General features: G+C 65.2%; 8 protein-coding genes. 2 read left to right on the top strand and 6 right to left on the bottom strand.

The annotated features are described in order from the left end of the window. Positions 1 to 96: 96 nt before the first annotated feature. Together treS and glgB are read left to right on the top strand one after the other, a co-directional pair. Positions 97 to 3,414, top strand: coding sequence for a maltose alpha-D-glucosyltransferase (treS, locus tag ACNQPL_RS01695; RefSeq protein WP_416465547.1), 3,318 nt, complete (start codon positions 97 to 99; stop codon positions 3,412 to 3,414). Then, positions 3,415 to 5,625: a 1,4-alpha-glucan branching protein GlgB gene (glgB, locus tag ACNQPL_RS01690; protein WP_416465545.1), complete on the top strand. Its 2,211-nt coding sequence runs from the start codon at positions 3,415 to 3,417 to the stop codon at positions 5,623 to 5,625. Between the two features lie 117 nt (positions 5,626 to 5,742). On the opposite strand, the gene ACNQPL_RS01685 is transcribed toward glgB, so the two are convergent. The 6 genes from ACNQPL_RS01685 to treZ all read right to left on the bottom strand — a co-directional run bounded on the left by ACNQPL_RS01685 (position 5,743) and on the right by treZ (position 16,461). Further along, positions 5,743 to 6,819: an autotransporter domain-containing protein gene (locus ACNQPL_RS01685; protein ID WP_416465543.1), complete on the bottom strand. Its 1,077-nt coding sequence runs from the start codon at positions 6,817 to 6,819 to the stop codon at positions 5,743 to 5,745. Between the two features lie 512 nt (positions 6,820 to 7,331). Continuing rightward, positions 7,332 to 9,485, bottom strand: a complete 2,154-nt coding sequence (gene glgX, locus ACNQPL_RS01680; RefSeq protein ID WP_346612085.1) for a glycogen debranching protein GlgX — start codon at positions 9,483 to 9,485, stop codon at positions 7,332 to 7,334. A 115-nt stretch (positions 9,486 to 9,600) separates the two neighbouring features. Beyond that, positions 9,601 to 9,867 (bottom strand): DUF2934 domain-containing protein, encoded by a 267-nt coding sequence (locus ACNQPL_RS01675; RefSeq protein WP_416465541.1) that lies wholly within the window; start codon positions 9,865 to 9,867, stop codon positions 9,601 to 9,603. Positions 9,868 to 9,881: 14 nt separating this feature from the next. Further along, the gene (locus ACNQPL_RS01670; RefSeq protein WP_416465539.1) at positions 9,882 to 12,656 is read right to left on the bottom strand and encodes a malto-oligosyltrehalose synthase; all 2,775 of its coding nucleotides are present in this window, start codon (positions 12,654 to 12,656) and stop codon (positions 9,882 to 9,884) included. Then, complete coding sequence (gene malQ, locus ACNQPL_RS01665; protein ID WP_416465537.1) at positions 12,653 to 14,722, bottom strand: 4-alpha-glucanotransferase; 2,070 nt, start codon at positions 14,720 to 14,722, stop codon at positions 12,653 to 12,655. The genes ACNQPL_RS01670 and malQ overlap by 4 nt, the downstream gene beginning before the upstream one ends. Continuing rightward, positions 14,719 to 16,461 carry a malto-oligosyltrehalose trehalohydrolase gene (treZ, locus tag ACNQPL_RS01660; RefSeq protein ID WP_416465535.1) on the bottom strand — a complete coding sequence of 581 codons (1,743 nt, stop codon included), beginning with the start codon at positions 16,459 to 16,461 and terminating at the stop codon, positions 14,719 to 14,721. Before treZ ends, malQ begins: the two co-directional genes overlap by 4 nt. Positions 16,462 to 16,463 lie beyond the last annotated feature (2 nt).

The following is a 16,463-nucleotide window of genomic DNA, read 5'->3' as shown; positions in this document are numbered from 1 at the left end:
CAGCGCTGATCCTGTGGGAGCGGGCTTGCCCCGCGAATGGGGCGCACAGCGCCCCCAGCTAATCACACGGTGTTGCAGAATTGAAAGGAGTCACCCATGGCCAAGCGTTCACGCCCGGCAGCCTTCATCGACGACCCGCTGTGGTACAAGGACGCGGTGATTTACCAGCTGCACATCAAGTCGTTCTTCGATGCCAACAACGACGGCATCGGTGATTTCGCAGGCCTGATCAGCAAGCTCGACTACATCGCCGAACTGGGCGTCAACACCCTCTGGCTGCTGCCGTTCTACCCTTCGCCACGGCGCGACGACGGTTATGACATCGCCGAGTACAAAGCCGTGCACCCCGACTACGGCAGCATGGCCGATGCCCGGCGCTTCATCGCCGAAGCCCACAAGCGCGGCCTGCGGGTGATCACCGAACTGGTCATCAACCACACCTCCGACCAGCACCCGTGGTTCCAGCGTGCGCGCCTGGCCAAGCGCGGCAGCAAGGCCCGGGACTTCTATGTGTGGTCGGATGACGATCAGAAATACGACGGCACGCGGATCATCTTCCTCGATACCGAGAAGTCCAACTGGACCTGGGACCCGGTTGCCGGCCAGTACTTCTGGCATCGCTTCTACTCGCACCAGCCCGACCTCAATTTCGACAACCCTCAGGTACTCAAGGCCGTCATCGGGGTGATGCGCTTCTGGCTCGACCTGGGTGTCGACGGCTTGCGCCTGGATGCCATCCCCTATCTGATCGAGCGCGACGGCACCAACAACGAGAACCTCCCGGAAACCCACCGCGTGCTCAAGGCGATCCGCGCCGAGATCGATGCCAACTACCCCGACCGCATGTTGCTGGCCGAGGCCAATCAGTGGCCCGAGGACACCCGCCCGTACTTCGGCGAAGGCGACGGCGACGAGTGTCACATGGCCTTCCACTTCCCACTGATGCCGCGCATGTACATGGCCCTGGCCATGGAAGACCGCTTCCCGATCACCGACATCCTGCGCCAGACCCCGGAAATCCCTGCCAATTGCCAGTGGGCGATCTTCCTGCGCAACCACGATGAGCTGACCCTGGAAATGGTCACCGACCGCGAGCGCGACTACCTGTGGAACTACTACGCCGAGGACCGCCGTGCGCGTATCAACCTCGGCATCCGCCGCCGCCTGGCACCGCTGCTGCAGCGTGACCGGCGGCGTATCGAGCTGCTCACCAGCCTGCTGTTGTCGATGCCAGGCACGCCCACCCTGTACTACGGCGACGAACTGGGCATGGGCGACAATATTTACCTGGGTGACCGCGACGGTGTGCGCACCCCCATGCAGTGGTCGCCCGACCGCAACGGCGGCTTCTCCAAGGCCGACCCGCAGCGCCTGGTGCTGCCACCGATCATGGACCCGCTGTACGGCTACCAGACGGTCAACGTCGAGGCGCAGTCCCACGACCCGCATTCGCTGCTCAACTGGAACCGCCGCCTGCTGGCGGTGCGCAACCAGCAGAAGGCGTTCGGCCGCGGCACCTTGCGCACGCTGACGCCGAGCAACCGGCGCATCCTCGCGTACATCCGCGAATACACCGATGACGCTGGCAACAATGAAGTCATCCTGTGTGTTGCCAACGTTTCCCGCGCGGCCCAGGCGGCGGAACTGGAACTGTCGCAGTATGCCGACAAGGTGCCGGTCGAGATGCTCGGCGGCAGCGCCTTCCCACCCATCGGGCAGTTGCCGTTCCTGCTGACCTTGCCGCCCTATGCCTTCTACTGGTTCCTGCTGGCAGCGCACGACCGCATGCCCAGCTGGCACGTTCAACCTACCGAGGGGTTGCCGGAATTGACCACTTTAGTGCTGCGCAAACGTATGGAAGAGCTGCTTGAAGCTCCTTCCCGCGACATTCTGCAAGACGCGATCCTGCCGCAATACCTGCCCAAGCGCCGCTGGTTCGCCGGCAAGGAAGGGCCCATCGACCAGGTACGCCTGCGCTACGGCGTGCGCTTTGGCACGGCCACTACGCCCGTGCTGCTCAGCGAAATCGAGGTGCTTGGGGATGGCGTGGCCAACCAGTACCAGCTGCCGTTCGGGTTCCTCCCCGAAGAGCAGATCAACACCGCCTTGCCGCAGCAGCTGGCGCTGTCGCGGGTTCGCCGCGGCCGCCAGGTTGGCCTGATCACCGATGCCTTCGTGCTTGAGCCGTTCATTCGCGCCGTGTTGCGGGCCTGCCAGGAGGGCGTGCGATTGCCGTGCGGCAACGGCCAGGGCGAGTTGCGCTTCCAGTGCACCGATCAGCTCGCCGGCCTTGGGCTCGATGAGGACAGCGCAGTGCGCTACTTGAGCGCCGAGCAGTCCAACAGCTCAGTGGTGGTGGCTGATCGCGTGGTGCTCAAATTGATCCGCCGGGTCAACCCGGGTATTCACCCGGAACTGGAAATGAGCGCCTACCTGACCGCTGGCGGCTTTACCAACATATCGCCGTTGCTGGCCTGGGTCAGCCGTGTGGATGAAGCGGATGCCCCGCACCTGCTGATGATCGCCCAAGGCTACCTGAGCAACCAGGGCGATGCCTGGGCCTGGACCCAGAACACCCTGGAGCGGGCCATCCGCGACGAGATGGAGCCGGCCAGCAACGACCCTGAAGCGCACACCGACGCCCTGGCCGAGCTCAACGGTTTTGCCGCCTTGCTCGGGCAGCGCCTGGGCGAGATGCACCTGCTGCTGGCGGCGCCGAGCAAAGACCCTGCGTTCCAGCCACGGGCCAGCGATGGCGAAGACAGCGAGCGCTGGGCGCGCCAGATCAGTGCCGAGCTCAACCATGCCCTCGACCTGCTGGCCCAGCATCGGGACAGCCTGGACAGCGACAGCCAGGCCTTGGTTGACGACCTGCAGCAGCAACGCGACGGCCTGACCCAGCACATCGCCAACCTCGCCAGCCAGGCCCAGGGCGGCCTGCTGATGCGCGTGCACGGCGACCTGCACCTGGGCCAGGTGCTGGTGGTGCAGGGCGATGCCTACCTTATCGATTTCGAGGGCGAACCCTCACGGCCGCTGGACGAGCGACGCGCAAAACACAGCCCATACAAGGATGTCAGCGGCGTGTTGCGTTCCTTCGACTATGCTGCTGCGATGATCCTGCGCAGCGCCTCGGCGGTAGACCTTTCCGAGGCAGCACGGCAGGCTCGTCAGCGGGTCGCCCGGCAGTACCTGCACCAGTCGCGTCATGCCTTCGTCGAAGCCTACGGCCTGGCCACCGCCGCCATGCCCCACGCCTGGCAACAGGCCGAGGGCGAGCGCGCCGCACTGGAACTGTTCTGCCTGGAGAAGGCCGCCTACGAAATCACGTATGAAGCCGAAAACCGGCCGAGTTGGCTGGCCGTGCCTTTGCATGGCCTGCATGGATTGATCAGTACCTGGGGAGAGTCATAGATGAATGCAACTACGCGTGACAACGGTGGCCTTCGGCAGCGGGAGCTCGATGCCCTTGCCCGCGCCGAGCACGCCGATCCTTTTGCAGTACTGGGCCCCCACGGCGATGGTGCGGGTGGCTTCTGGGTTCGCGCCTTCTTGCCGGCTGCCCTGAATGCGCGTGTGCTCGCCCGGCAAGACGGGCGTGTGCTGGCCGAAATGGAACAGGGTAGCCTGCCGGGCCTGTTTACCGCGCACCTGGATGATGCACAGCCGTACCTGCTGCAGATCGGCTGGGCCGGTGGCGAGCAGGTCACCGAAGACCCTTACAGCTTCGGCCCGCAACTGGGCGACATGGACTTGCACCTGTTTGCCGAAGGCAACCATCGCGACCTGTCTGGGCGTTTTGGCGCGCAGCCAACCCAGGTTGATGGTGTCGATGGCGTGTGCTTCTCGGTGTGGGCGCCGAATGCGCGGCGGGTGTCGGTGGTGGGCGACTTCAACAACTGGGACGGTCGCCGCCACCCGATGCGCCTGCGCCACGGCGCCGGGGTGTGGGAGCTGTTCATCCCCCGCCTGGCTGTGGGGGAAACCTACAAGTACGAGGTGCTGGGCAAGGACGGCATCCTGCCACTGAAGGCCGACCCGCTGGCCCGCGCCACCGAGTTGCCGCCCAGCACGGCGTCGAAGGTAGCGGGTGCATTGGGCCATCAATGGCAAGACCATGACTGGATGGAGCACCGCGCACAGCGTCACGCCTACAGCGCACCCTTGTCGATCTACGAGCTGCACCCGGGCTCATGGCAGTGCGAGCTGGACGACCTGGGCGAAGTGTCGCGTTTCTACAACTGGCGTGAGCTGGCCGAGCGCGTTGTGCCTTACGTGCAGCAGCTCAACTTCACCCACATCGAGCTGCTGCCGATCATGGAGCACCCATTTGGCGGCTCCTGGGGTTACCAGCCGTTGTCGATGTTCGCGCCGACTTCACGCTATGGCACGCCGGAAGATTTCGCCGCGTTCATCGACGCCTGCCACCAGGGCGGCATCGGTGTGATCCTCGACTGGGTGCCAGCGCATTTCCCTACCGACGAACATGGCCTGGCACGCTTCGACGGCACGGCCCTGTACGAATACGACAACCCCCTGGAAGGCTTCCACCAGGACTGGAACACGCTGATCTACAACCTGGGCCGCAACGAGGTGCGCGGCTTCATGCTGGCCTCGGCGCTGCACTGGCTCAAGCACTTCCACATCGACGGCCTGCGCGTCGATGCCGTGGCTTCGATGCTGTACCGCGACTACTCGCGCAAGGCCGGCGAATGGGTGCCAAACCGCCACGGCGGGCGCGAGAACCTCGAGGCCATCGACTTCATCCGCCACCTCAACGGCGTGGCCGCGCACGAAGCACCGGGCGCGCTGATCATCGCCGAGGAATCCACGGCCTGGCCGGGCGTCAGCCAGCCGACCCAGCAGGGCGGCCTGGGCTTTGCCTACAAGTGGAACATGGGCTGGATGCACGACACCCTGCACTACATCCAGAACGACCCGGTGCACCGTGCGCACCACCACAACGAAATGAGCTTCGGCCTGATCTATGCGTATTCCGAGCATTTCATCCTGCCGATTTCCCACGATGAGGTGGTGCACGGCAAGCATTCGTTGATCGACAAGATGCCGGGTGACCGCTGGCAGAAGTTTGCCAACCTGCGCGCCTACCTGACGTTCATGTGGACGCACCCGGGCAAGAAATTGCTGTTCATGGGCTGCGAGTTCGGCCAGTGGCGTGAGTGGAACCATGATCACCAACTGGACTGGTACCTGCTGCAGTACCCCGAGCACCAAGGCGTGCAACGCCTGGTGGGCGACCTCAACCGCTTGTACCGCGACCTGCCGGCCCTGCACGAGCAAGACTGCCAGCCGCAGGGCTTCCAGTGGCTGATTGGCGATGATGCGCACAACAGCGTGTTTGCCTGGCTGCGCTGGAGCAGCAATGGCGAGCCGCTGCTGGTGGTGGCCAACTTCACGCCGGTGCCGCGTGAGGGGTATCGCATTGGTGTGCCGTTCGGTGAGCGTTGGCAGGAGTTGCTCAACAGTGATGCCGAGCTGTATGCCGGGTCGAACGTGGGCAACCTGGGTGCGGTGGAGAGTCATGACATTGCCAGCCATGGGCAACCGCTGTCGCTGGCTCTGAACCTGCCGCCGCTGGGGGTATTGGTGATGAAGCCGGCCTGATAAGTTGCCTGAACCGGCCCTATCGCGGGCAAGCCCGCTCCTACAGATACCCAGCTGCCCTCAGGCCCAATGGTTTACCTGTAGGAGCGGGCTTGCCCGCGATAGGGCCGTGCCTGTCTACCACCGCATCCGCACACCCAGGCTACCAATCAACCCATTCAAATCATTGTCATCCACATCACTGCTGTAATCGGCACTCACAAACAGCGCCACCGACGGCGTCACCCGCGCCACCAGGCCCAAGCCCAGTTCCACCGTGGTCGAATACCGCGAGCCGGAAATCTTGTCGACTTGGTCCAGCTTCACCTCGTCAGCGTTGCTGAAGTCATACCAGACGTTGGTCCGCACATAGGGCTCGATCGGCATCCCTCGCACTTCGTAGCGCCCGGACAACTTGGCACCGACCCGGCCGCTCCAGGTCGGCTGGCTGTCGAACGCCTGCAGCGTCTCTTCCTGCACCTGATTGCCGGGGAAGAACTGTTGGTTGATCAACTGGGCCTGCGGCTCGATCACCCAGCTGCCACCCAGGCGGATCGGGTAACCACCCTCCACCGAGAAGGTCATCGCGTGGCCGCTGTCGTCCAGCCGTTGGCCGCTCTCGCCACGGCCCAGCACATCGATGCGCGAACCCATGGCCACGGCATCCAGGTGCCAACCCTGCTCATGGGTCATGCTCCAGTACACCCCCAGGCTCTCGCCGCTGAGGTTGACGGCATTGCGCTGCTTGTCGCCGAGCAGCGGGCGGCTGCCGTTCAAGCTGCTTTGCAGGTTGTTATGGCCGACGAAGATGCCTGCGCGGTGCACATTGCCGCCGCCGGTTTCGCGCACGAACAGGTCAGGGCCGATCATCAGTTGCTGACTGGGCGCTTCGAGCTGGTCGGGTGCTTGTGCCCCAGGCCGGGCGGTACCTGGGAAAAATTGCATCCATTGGCTGGCCATCAAGTCGGGTGCGGCCTGGCCATGGCGATCGCCCATCTTGTCGCTGAACGCGGCCAGCGTGCCCAGGCTCACGCCGCTCGCGCTAACGGGGTCGAGCGACAGCTGCGGCATCGCCGGTTGCTGCAAGAACAGGGGCGAGCTGGGGTCATCCTGCAGTTCGAAGGCAAAGGTTTCCACCGGGGTTGCCAGAAGCATCGACGTGGAAACCGCGTAGAAAATACGGTCGAAGCGCAACGGATTCGAGGCTCTTTTCATGGCGGATCTCCTGTTTTTTTTTGTTGTACAGCCCAAGTAACTGGCCTGTCGTCACGAGCTGTACGGCAAAAACAGTGGGCGACCAGAACCGGCACGCCAGCTTTCGCAAGCGCGCACGAAGGCGCGGGCTAGAGGCCCGGCGCTACGTTTTACTGCTAGTGATAATGTTCAGCTAAGAGGAGGGAGGGGCTTGCGTCAAGAAAGCGTGAACGGACCGTTCATGGCGTGTCCCGTGAGCTATCTTGTTGATTACCTGTGCAATTGACTCAGGTATAGCGAGCTTCGCTATTTCCCCCGCGGTGGCTATGCCGAATCATTGCAAAGACGGGCCCCATCAGGCAGTGGCGAATGGTCGCAAAGGTGCGTCCAAGGTTGCATCAAAGGTGCGGCGCGAGCAGGCCGTAGTGGCGCACGAACGCTTCGTGCGGGTCGCGCGGCAAACCCAACGTGCGTTTGCCGCGCCGCTTCCAGTCTGTGAATTTACTGGCAAGGGTTACCGGTGAATTCCCGGATCACTCTTCCTCGCGCTGCAGCACCATCAACAGGAACGAACGCCCCTTGACCTCGAAGGTGGTATCGAACTGCAGATGCTGCCCTTTGCGCAGTTCAGGCCGGTCGGTATCCACCAGGCAGCTCCAGTAATCCCCCTCCGGCACCGCCGGCAACAGGAACGGCACCACATCGTGGTGGGCGTTGACGATCAGCAGCACCGTGGCCTCCGACCCCGGCCGTGCAATCCCGCTCACCTGCGCTCGCCCATCGATCAGCATGCCCAGGCAGCGCCCGTGCGGATCCTCCCACTGCTCCACGCTCATCTCGTTGCCATCCGGCGCCAGCCAGGTGACATCCTTGACCCCGATCGCTTCGTTGTAGTCGCCGACCAGGAAGCGTGAACGACGCAGCACCGGGTAGGCCAGGCGCAACCGGGTCAGGCGTTTGACGAAGGCCAGCAGGTCCTTGCCGTCCTCGTCCAGGTCCCAGTTGACCCAACCGATTTCACTGTCCTGGCAATAGGCATTGTTGTTGCCATGCTGGGTACGGCTGAACTCGTCGCCGGCGACAATCATCGGCGTGCCTTGGGCCAGCAGCAGGGTAGCGAAGTAGTTGCGCATCTGGCGCATGCGCAGGGCGTTGATTTCGGGGTCGTCGGTGGGGCCTTCGGCGCCGCAGTTCCACGACAGGTTGTTGTCGGTGCCGTCCTGGTTGTTCTCGTCGTTGTCTTCGTTGTGCTTGTTGTTGTAGGACACCAGGTCGCGCAGGGTGAACCCATCGTGGGCGGTGATGAAGTTGACGGAAGAGTAGGGCCGCCGGCCGCGGTTGTTGAACATGTCGCCCGAGGCGGTCAGGCGTGCGGCGAAGTCGGCCAGCTGGCCTTCGTCGCCTTTCCAGAACGCGCGCGCGGTGTCGCGGAAGCGGTCGTTCCACTCTGCCCAGCCGGGGGCGAAATTGCCTACCTGGTAGCCGCCGGGGCCGCAATCCCAGGGTTCTGCGATCAGCTTGACCTGGCTGAGCATCGGGTCCTGGCGGCAGGCGACGAGGAAGCCGTGGCGCTCGCTGTAACCGTCGTGGTAACGGCCGAGGATGGTCGCCAGGTCAAAGCGGAAGCCGTCCACATGCATCTCGCCGGCCCAGTAGCGCAGCGAGTCGGTGACCAGCTGCAGCACGCACGGGTGACTGAGGTCCAGGGTGTTGCCGGTGCCGGAATCGTTGATGTAGTAGCGCTTGTCGTCGGGCATCAGCCGGTAGTAGGAGGCGTTGTCGATGCCGCGCATGGACAGCGTCGGGCCGCGCTCGTTGCCTTCGGCGGTGTGGTTGTAGACCACATCGAGAATCACCTCCAGGCCCGCGTCATGCAGGTGCGCCACCATCTCCTTGAACTCGGCGATCTTGCCGCTGGCAAGGTAACGCGGGTGCGGCGCGAAGAAGGCGATGCTGTTGTAGCCCCAGTAGTTGTTCAGGCCTTTATCGAGCAGGTGCTGGTCGTTGACGAAGGCATGGATCGGCAGCAGTTCGATGCTCGATACGCCCAGGTCCTTGATGTGCTTGAGCAGCTCGTCGTTGGCAAGGCCGGCGAAGGTGCCGCGCAGCTCTTCCGGTACTGCCGGGTGGCGCATGCTGATGCCGCGGGCGTGCGCCTCGTAGATGATGGTGCGTTCCCATGGGATCTGCACGCGCTGGTCGCGGCCCCAGGTGAACGCCGGGTCGATGACTTTGCACTTGGGCACGAAGGGCGCGCTGTCGCGCTCGTCGAACGACAGGTCGCCGTCGGGGTGGCCGATGGTGTAGCCGAACAGCGCCTCCGACCATTTCAGGTTGCCGACCAGTTGTTTGGCGTAGGGGTCGATGAGCAATTTGTTGGGGTTGAAGCGGTGGCCGTTCTCTGGCTCGTAGGGGCCGTAGACGCGGTAGCCATACACCAGGCCCGGATGAGCGTCGGGCAGGTAGCCGTGGTAGATCTCGTCGGTGTATTCGGGCAGCTCGATGCGCTCTAGTTCCTGCTCGCCCGTGGAGTCGAACAAGCACAGCTCGACCTTGGTGGCGTTGGCCGAGAACAAGGCGAAGTTGACCCCCAGGCCGTCCCAGGTGGCGCCGAGCGGAAACGGCATGCCCTCGCGCAGGCGGGATGGGGCGATGGAGCGGGTTTTCTTAGGGGTGCGGGGGCTCATGGCAGTCCTCGGATAGCCGTAGGGAAGAGGTTAGCGGTGGGTCAGGGGTGGCCTCATCGCGGGCAAGCCCGCTCCCTGTAGGAGCGGGCTTGCCCGCGAAGAGGCCGGAACAGGCTCAGCCCGCAGTCGGCTTTTTCACCGCCCGGGGCTTCTTGGCTACAGCCGGCTTGCCCCCCGGCAACGCTGCCGCCTTGGGCTCTGCAGGCGCCTTGGGCTTGGCCGCTGCCTTTTTGCGTGGCGCTGCCTTGGGCGCGAGCGCTTCGGCCTCGGCCAGCTTGCGGGCCATGTCCCAGTGGCGCTCCTCCTCACCCTCTGGTTTGCCTTCAGATTCCCAGATCTGGTAGGCAAATTCGCGGATACGTTTTTCATCGACACTCATCATGACGCTCCTGATGCTCAAGATTGTTGTATCAACACATTGACCGGAAATTCCGACAGCACGGCGCTTAACATCAGCTCCTTTGAAGGGCTGACCACCGCGCTTGGGAAAAGTCCCATCGAGTTGGCGGGCGACAAGGCAAACGGCAGAATTACCCGGGTGTCGTCCCAGTTCTGTGCCGGGATCAACGGTATTGCAGCGCCGCCCAGCAGGCCGCTGGCCAGGCGTGGGGCGACGACGATGGCGCGGTGTTCTTCACCCAGCCGGGCAAACGCCAGCACCTTGTCGGCATGCCGGCCCTGCACGGTCAGTGGCAGGTAGGTGCCGCGCCGGAACAACTCGGCGTGGGCCTGGCGGCAGTCCAGCACCCGGGCCAGCAACGCTTGCTTGATGCGGCCGTCACGCCAGTGCGCGAGCAGCTCTGCGGCGGGCGTTGCGTCGTCCAGGGTGCGACGCCTGCAAGCGTAGTCCACCGGGCGGCGGTTGTCCGGGTCGACCAGGCTGAAATCCCAGTATTCGGCCCCTTGATAGAGGTCGGGCACGCCGGGCACGGTGGTGCGCAGCAGCGTTTGCACCAGGCCATTGAGGGCGCCGGGGCAGGCGATCAGTTGCGCAGCGTCAGCCAGCGACTGGCGCAGTTGGTGATTCTCACGGTCGAGCAACAGGCCATCCACATACGCGGCGCAGACGGCCTCGTAGGCCTCGTTCGGCGCGCTCCAGCTGCTGCGCAGTTTGGCCTCGCGCAGGGCCTTCTGCTGCCATTGGCGGATGCGTTCGGCGTACTGCTGCAGGGCGCTGTCGTCGTGCAGGTCAAGGTTCAGCGGCCAACTGCCCAGCAGCGTCTGCAACAGCAGCAACTCGTCGCCTGGGCTCGGTGCCGGGCCGTCGTCCAGTTGCTCGCGCAAGGGCGCTGCCAGCTCGCGCCAGTGTTCCACCCGGCTGGCGAACCAGGGCCCACGTTCACTCAGTACAGCCAGCCGTGCGCGGGTGTCTTCGCCGCGCTTGTGGTCATGGGTGGCGGTGGCCAGCAGGTTGTCGGGGAAGTCGCGCAGGCGGCGCTGGGCCTCGTTGTGGAAGTGCTCGGCGCTGGCACTGAAGCGTTCGGCTTCAAAGCCCACGTCATTGCGTGACAGCAGCCGCGCCGAGCGGTAGAAGGCGGTGTCTTCGACGGCCTTGGCGGCGCTGGGTGCGGTGAGTTGCTGGAAGCGTACGCAGGCATGGCGCAAGTGCTTGCGCGGGCGGCCGGGCGGCAGCTTGCGCCAAGGTTCGCCACCGAGCCATCGTTCGAGCTGGTCGAGCAGCGGCCAATCGGCTTCGGCGAGGTCCTGGCGGGCATTGGTCAGGGCCTGCTGGAAGAACGTTTCATCTTCAGCCGGCCGCCCGCAGGCGTTGAAGTAGGTACGGTACACCGGGTAATGGCTGACCAGTGCCTGCAACGCTCGGCGGATCGCCCCGAGGGTCAGGTCGCGGGTCATCAGGTCGTCGCGGGCAACCTGCAGCAGCGCCTGGGCCACCGACTCGCAGTCGCCGGCGAGGCTGGCGTTGAGCACCAGGTGCCGGGTCTGGCGCACCTCTTCGGCAAAGTCTGGGCGCTCGCTGACGTTGGCCCATAGCTCGGTCAGCGGTGCTTCGCCAGCCGGGTCATGCTGCATTAAGGACACCTGGTTCATGAACTCGTAGCCGGTGGTGCCATCGGTGAGCCAGTCGCGGTGCAGGTGTTCGTCGACGCCAAGGATCTTCTCGACATAGATCGGGAAATGTTCCAGCGCCGCATTCAGCGGGCGCCTGGCAAGCAGCCCCTCGACCCTGCGGCGCAGTTTGCGGCAGTAACCGCGCGGGTCGGCCAGGCCGTCGATATGGTCGATGCGCAGGCCATCCACCAGCCCGCGCTCGATCAGCTCGAACAGCTTGGCGTGGGTCGCCTCGAACACCACCGAGCGCTCTACGCGCAGGCCACCCAGCTCGTTGATGTCGAAGAAGCGCCGCCAGTTGATGTCGTCGGCGGCGGTGCGCCAGCTGGCCAGGCGGTAGGTTTGGCGTTCGAGCAGCAGGTGCAGGCGCTGCAGGCCGCTTTCGCTGCGGCTGTCGAAGGCCACCAGCGCGGATTCAAGGTCCGCGCCGTCGCGCACCAGGCGCGCCAGTTCACGCTGCAGATCAACGGCGGCGGCCAGTGGCTCGGCCGCATCGGCCAGCGCCGTGAAATGCTCGGCCAGGTATTTGAGGGCCGGCTCTGGGCTCAGGGACAAAATCCAGCCGTAATCGATCGGGCAGATCGGGAAGCGGTGCTCGTGATGAGCGACCTGCAACACACCGTGCTGCTTGTCGAACTGCAGCGGAATGTCGCCGTTTTTCAAGGCCGCGCCATAGTCGCTGCCGAGGAAGGGCAGCAACAGTTGGCCGGCCAGCAGCGGGTCGCTGGAGTGCCACTGGATGTCGAAGAATTCGGCGTACGGGCTACGCCGTCCCCACGCCAGCAGGCTTTGCCACCACGGGTTGTCGGCGCCGCCGACGGCCATGTGGTTGGACACGGTGTCGAGGATCAGCCCCATGCCATGCTGGCGCAGCGCGGCCACCAGCCGCTCCAGGGCTGCTTCACCGCCAAGTTCCGGGTTGACCTGTGTCGGGTCGACCACGTCGTAACCGTGGCGCGAACCTGCCCGGGCCTTGAGGATCGGCGAGGCGTACAGGTGGCTGATGCCAAGCTGGGCGAAGTAGGGCACCAGTGGCAGGGCATGGTCGAGGGTGAAATCGCTGTGAAATTGCAGGCGCTGGGTAGCGGTCAACGGCTTCATCGGTCACGCTCCCAGGCTTGTTCACGGGCCTGGGCCAGCAGCTCCAGGCGGCGCGCGGCGGCTTCATCGTCGAGCAGGTCGCGCACCGGGGCGGCGAAGCGCCGGCGCCAGTTGGGGTGGCCTTCGGTGGTGCCAGGCAGGTTGGGTTGCTCGTCGCTGCCGAGCAGGTCTTCCAGCGGGATCAGCACCAGCGGTGCGCGGGTGTGGCCGATGTAGCGGATTGCGGCGTCGATCACGTGCTCGTCGTCCTTTTGTGGGCCGTAACTGGCTTGCAGGGTGCGGCGCAGGCCGTCACTTTCTTTTTGCCGTGCTTGGCGCCAATGCTGTTCGGTGTCGGCATCGATCAGTTGCAGGCGGTGGCTCCAGTCGATGTCGCGGCTTTGCAGCCAACCGGCCAGCGGCGCCAGGTCGTGGGTGCCGGTGGTGGCCAGGGCATTGTCCGGCCAGTCGAGGATCGGCGTGAAACGGCCAGGCTGGGTTTGCTCGAAGGGCAGCACGCGCATGCCCAGCACGGCCTTGTCGGCCAGCTGTTCGCGCAGCCCTTCGGGCACCGTGCCGAGGTCTTCGCCGAGGATGATCGCCTGGTGCCGCACCGACTCCAGGGCCAGCAGGCGCAACAGGTCTTCCAGCGGGTAGTGCAGGTAGGCGCCTTCGCTGGGTTTGCAGCCGCGAGGGATCAGCCACAGCCTGCGCAGGCCCATGGCATGGTCGATGCGCAGGCCGCCAGCATGCGCAAGGTTGGCCCGCAGCATCTCGATGAAGGCGCGGTAGCCGTTGCGCTTGAGGCCTTCGGGGGAAAAGGCGCAGATACCCCAGTCCTGCCCGGAACGGTTGAGGATGTCGGGCGGGGCACCGACCTTGAGGTTGGCCAGCAGCTCATCCTGGCGGCTCCAGGCCTGGCTGCCGGCACCGTCGGCGCCCACTGCCAGGTCGGCGATCAGGCCGACCGCCATGCCATTGCTGCGTGCAGCTTCTTGCGCACGCTGCAGGCTACGGTCAGTAAGCCACTGGCAAAAGGCGTGGAACTCGACCTTGGCCGGGTATGCGCTGGCGAAGGCTTCGACTTCGGGGTGGTAAGGGTCGTGCCAGGCGCTCGGCCAGTTGCGCCAGTCGGCGCCCTGGCCATGGTCCACGGCTTGCGCCTGCAGCACTTCGAAGCGGCAGTGGTGCTCCAGCGCCTGGCCACCGGCTTCGCGAAAGCTGTCGAAGTCGGTACGCAGCGGGTGATCACCCTGGCTGAAGTCCTGGTACAGGGCTTCGAGCAGGCGCAGGCGGGCGTCGGCGGCCCGGGGCCAATCGACCAGGGGCTGCTGCTCCAGGTCTTCCAGCGTCTGCTCAAGCCCCGCGGCCTCGATGGCCATGCGCACGGCACGCTCACCGAGCAGAGCGGCGGGGCTGGCGTAGAGGGTGTTGAGCAGCAGGCGGCTGGACGGGGAGTAGGGGCTGTAGTGTTGCTGGTCGATGGCCGACAGCGCATGGATGGGGCTGATCGCCAGGGCATCGGCACCGCGTTCGGCGGCGGTGCGTGCCAGTTGCTCCAGGGCCAGGCAGTCGCCGTAGCCGCCATCACCGGGGCGGCGCAGGCTGTAGAGTTGCACCGCAAGGCCCCAGCAGCGGGGTGGTGGTTGCTCGACGGCATCGTCCAGGCTGTAGCAGCGCGGCGGGGCCACGGCCAGGGTGAAGGCACGGCCGTCGACGTCTACCTGGTGGTAGCCGATGGGCAGCTCGCCGGGCAGGCGTGCCTGGGCGTCGAGGGTCAAGGCCTGCCGGCTATCATCTTCAAGTGTGCAATGCGCAGTACTACCTGCGCTGAAGTAGCGGCCCAGCGCCAGTGGCTGGCCAAGGTCGGCCGTCAGCAGCGGTGGCAGGTGTTCGCTGTCGTCAGCGGTTTCCACCGCCCGCAGGCTGCTGTCGATGGCGTTGTCGTCACTGGCCGGGTGGCCGAGGCCTTCGAGCACTTTGCGCAGTACTTCATCAGCTACCTGTTGAGGCCTGTTGTTGGCATCGACCCAGTCGCGGGCAAGCCCGACGTGGGCGGCCAGACGGTGCAGTGCGGTTTCGCTCATGGGCTCTCCTGGCCAGGTGCAAGCAGGCTGACCACGCAGCTGTATGCGGACAGCGCGGTGTCGGGGTGCGTGGTGTCGCTGCTGTCGAACAGGCGGTTTTCGGCGGCGGGCAGTTCGGCCGGCTGTGGCGTGGCGGCCAGGTTCAGGTCGATACGCAGGGTATTGCCGTTGCCCAGGCGCCAGCATGCGGTCAGCGCTTTGTCGCCCAGTACCTCGGCGCCCAGCGCACGGCTGCCGGGCAGGTGCGGGATGACGTGGCGCTGGCGCAGGTGGAGCAGTTGCTGATAGAGGCCGTGCCAGCCGGCGATGACTTCCTGGCGCTGCGGCCGTGAAGCCTCGAAGGTTTGCTCGGCGTTGGGGTCGGGGATGCGCTCGCGCTGCTCGGGGTCGGCAAATGCCGTGAAGTGGGCAAACTCGCCGCGTCGGCCCTCGCGCACGGCGTCGGCCAATTCATCGTGGAAATCGGTAAAGAACAGGAACGGCCGGCAACTGCCATCGTCGTCACCCATGAACAGCAGCGGGATCATCGGCGACAGCAGCAGCAGGCCGGTGGCCGCACGCAGGGCTGCGGGCGGGCACAGGCGGGTCAGGCGTTCGCCCAGGGCGCGGTTGCCGATCTGGTCATGGTTTTGCAGGAACAACACGAATGAACTGGGCTCCAGGTGCCCGCTGGGTTCGCCGCGTGGCGTGCCGTGGCGGTTGGGCTCGCCCTGAAAGACGAAGCCTTCGGACAAGCACCGGGCCAGCTGGGTGATCGGCTGTTCTTTGTAATCGGCGTAATACCCTTCTGTTTCGCCGGTAAGCAGTACGTGCAGGGCGTTGTGGCCGTCGTCGTTCCACTGGGCATCGAAACCCTTGCCCAGCAACGAGGCCTGGTTGTGCTCGTTTTCCAGTACCAGCCATATCTGCCGGCCCGGCGCCACTGCGGCGCGCACCCGCTGCGCCAGCTCGACCAGAAAGTCGGGCTGGTCGATGGCGTGCACGGCGTCCAGGCGAAGGCCGTCGCAGCGGTAGTCGCACAGCCACATCAGGGCGTTCTGAATGAAGAACTCGCGCACCTCGGGGCGGCGAAAATCGATGGCAGCGCCCCAGGGCGTCTGCCGGTCCTCGCGAAAGAACGGGCTGGCGTACTGGTGCAGGTAATTGCCGTCTGGGCCGAAGTGGTTGTAGACCACATCCACCAGCACCATCAGGCCCTCACCGTGGGCACTGTCGACCAGCGCGCACAGCTGCTCCGGGCTGCCGTAGGTATGTTGCGGTGCATAGGGCAGCACACCGTCGTAGCCCCAGTTGCGCTCGCCAGGGAACTGCCCCAGGGGCATCAGCTCGATGGCACTGATGCCCAGCTCGGCCAGGCGTGGCAGGTGCCGGGCAACGCCGGGGTAGCCTTCGAGTACACCGACGTGCAGCTCCTGAATCACCGCTTCGTGCCAGGGGCGGCCTTGCCAGGGGTGTTGCCAGGCATAGGCCTGGGTGTCCACCACCTGGCTCGGGCCCTGTACGCCCTCGGGTTGGAAGCGCGAGGCCGGGTCGGCCACCTGCAGCTCACCGTCGATGCGATAGTGATAACGGGCGCCGGCCTGGCACGCGGCAACCGCCGTGTACCAGCCATCGCCTTCGGGCAGCAGCTCGACAGGCGGCTGCCCCTCCAATTCCAAGCTCACGTTGCGCGCATCCGGCGCCCACAGGGCGAAGCGCGCCGACGTGGCGTCCATTAAGTGTGCGCCATGCCTGTGCATCT

It is taken from the genome of Pseudomonas sp. LFS044 (assembly GCF_047978245.1).
In the GTDB taxonomy this organism is placed as follows: Bacteria; Pseudomonadota; Gammaproteobacteria; order Pseudomonadales; family Pseudomonadaceae; genus Aquipseudomonas.
Note: the sequence above shows the minus strand (reverse complement) of the source record. Positions and strands in the feature narration are given on the sequence as shown.

Bases quoted from the DNA above. Each gene is read 5' to 3' on its own strand.
- ACNQPL_RS01685 (WP_416465543.1), bottom strand. From the start codon at position 6,819: ATGAAAAGAGCCTCGAATCCGTTGCGCTTCGACCGTATTTTCTACGCG.
- ACNQPL_RS01670 (WP_416465539.1), bottom strand. From the start codon at position 12,656: ATGAAGCCGTTGACCGCTACCCAGCGCCTGCAATTTCACAGCGATTTC.
- treS (WP_416465547.1), top strand. From the start codon at position 97: ATGGCCAAGCGTTCACGCCCGGCAGCCTTCATCGACGACCCGCTGTGG.
- glgB (WP_416465545.1), top strand. From the start codon at position 3,415: ATGAATGCAACTACGCGTGACAACGGTGGCCTTCGGCAGCGGGAGCTC.
- ACNQPL_RS01675 (WP_416465541.1), bottom strand. From the start codon at position 9,867: ATGATGAGTGTCGATGAAAAACGTATCCGCGAATTTGCCTACCAGATC.
- malQ (WP_416465537.1), bottom strand. From the start codon at position 14,722: ATGAGCGAAACCGCACTGCACCGTCTGGCCGCCCACGTCGGGCTTGCC.
- treZ (WP_416465535.1), bottom strand. From the start codon at position 16,461: ATGCACAGGCATGGCGCACACTTAATGGACGCCACGTCGGCGCGCTTC.
- glgX (WP_346612085.1), bottom strand. From the start codon at position 9,485: ATGAGCCCCCGCACCCCTAAGAAAACCCGCTCCATCGCCCCATCCCGC.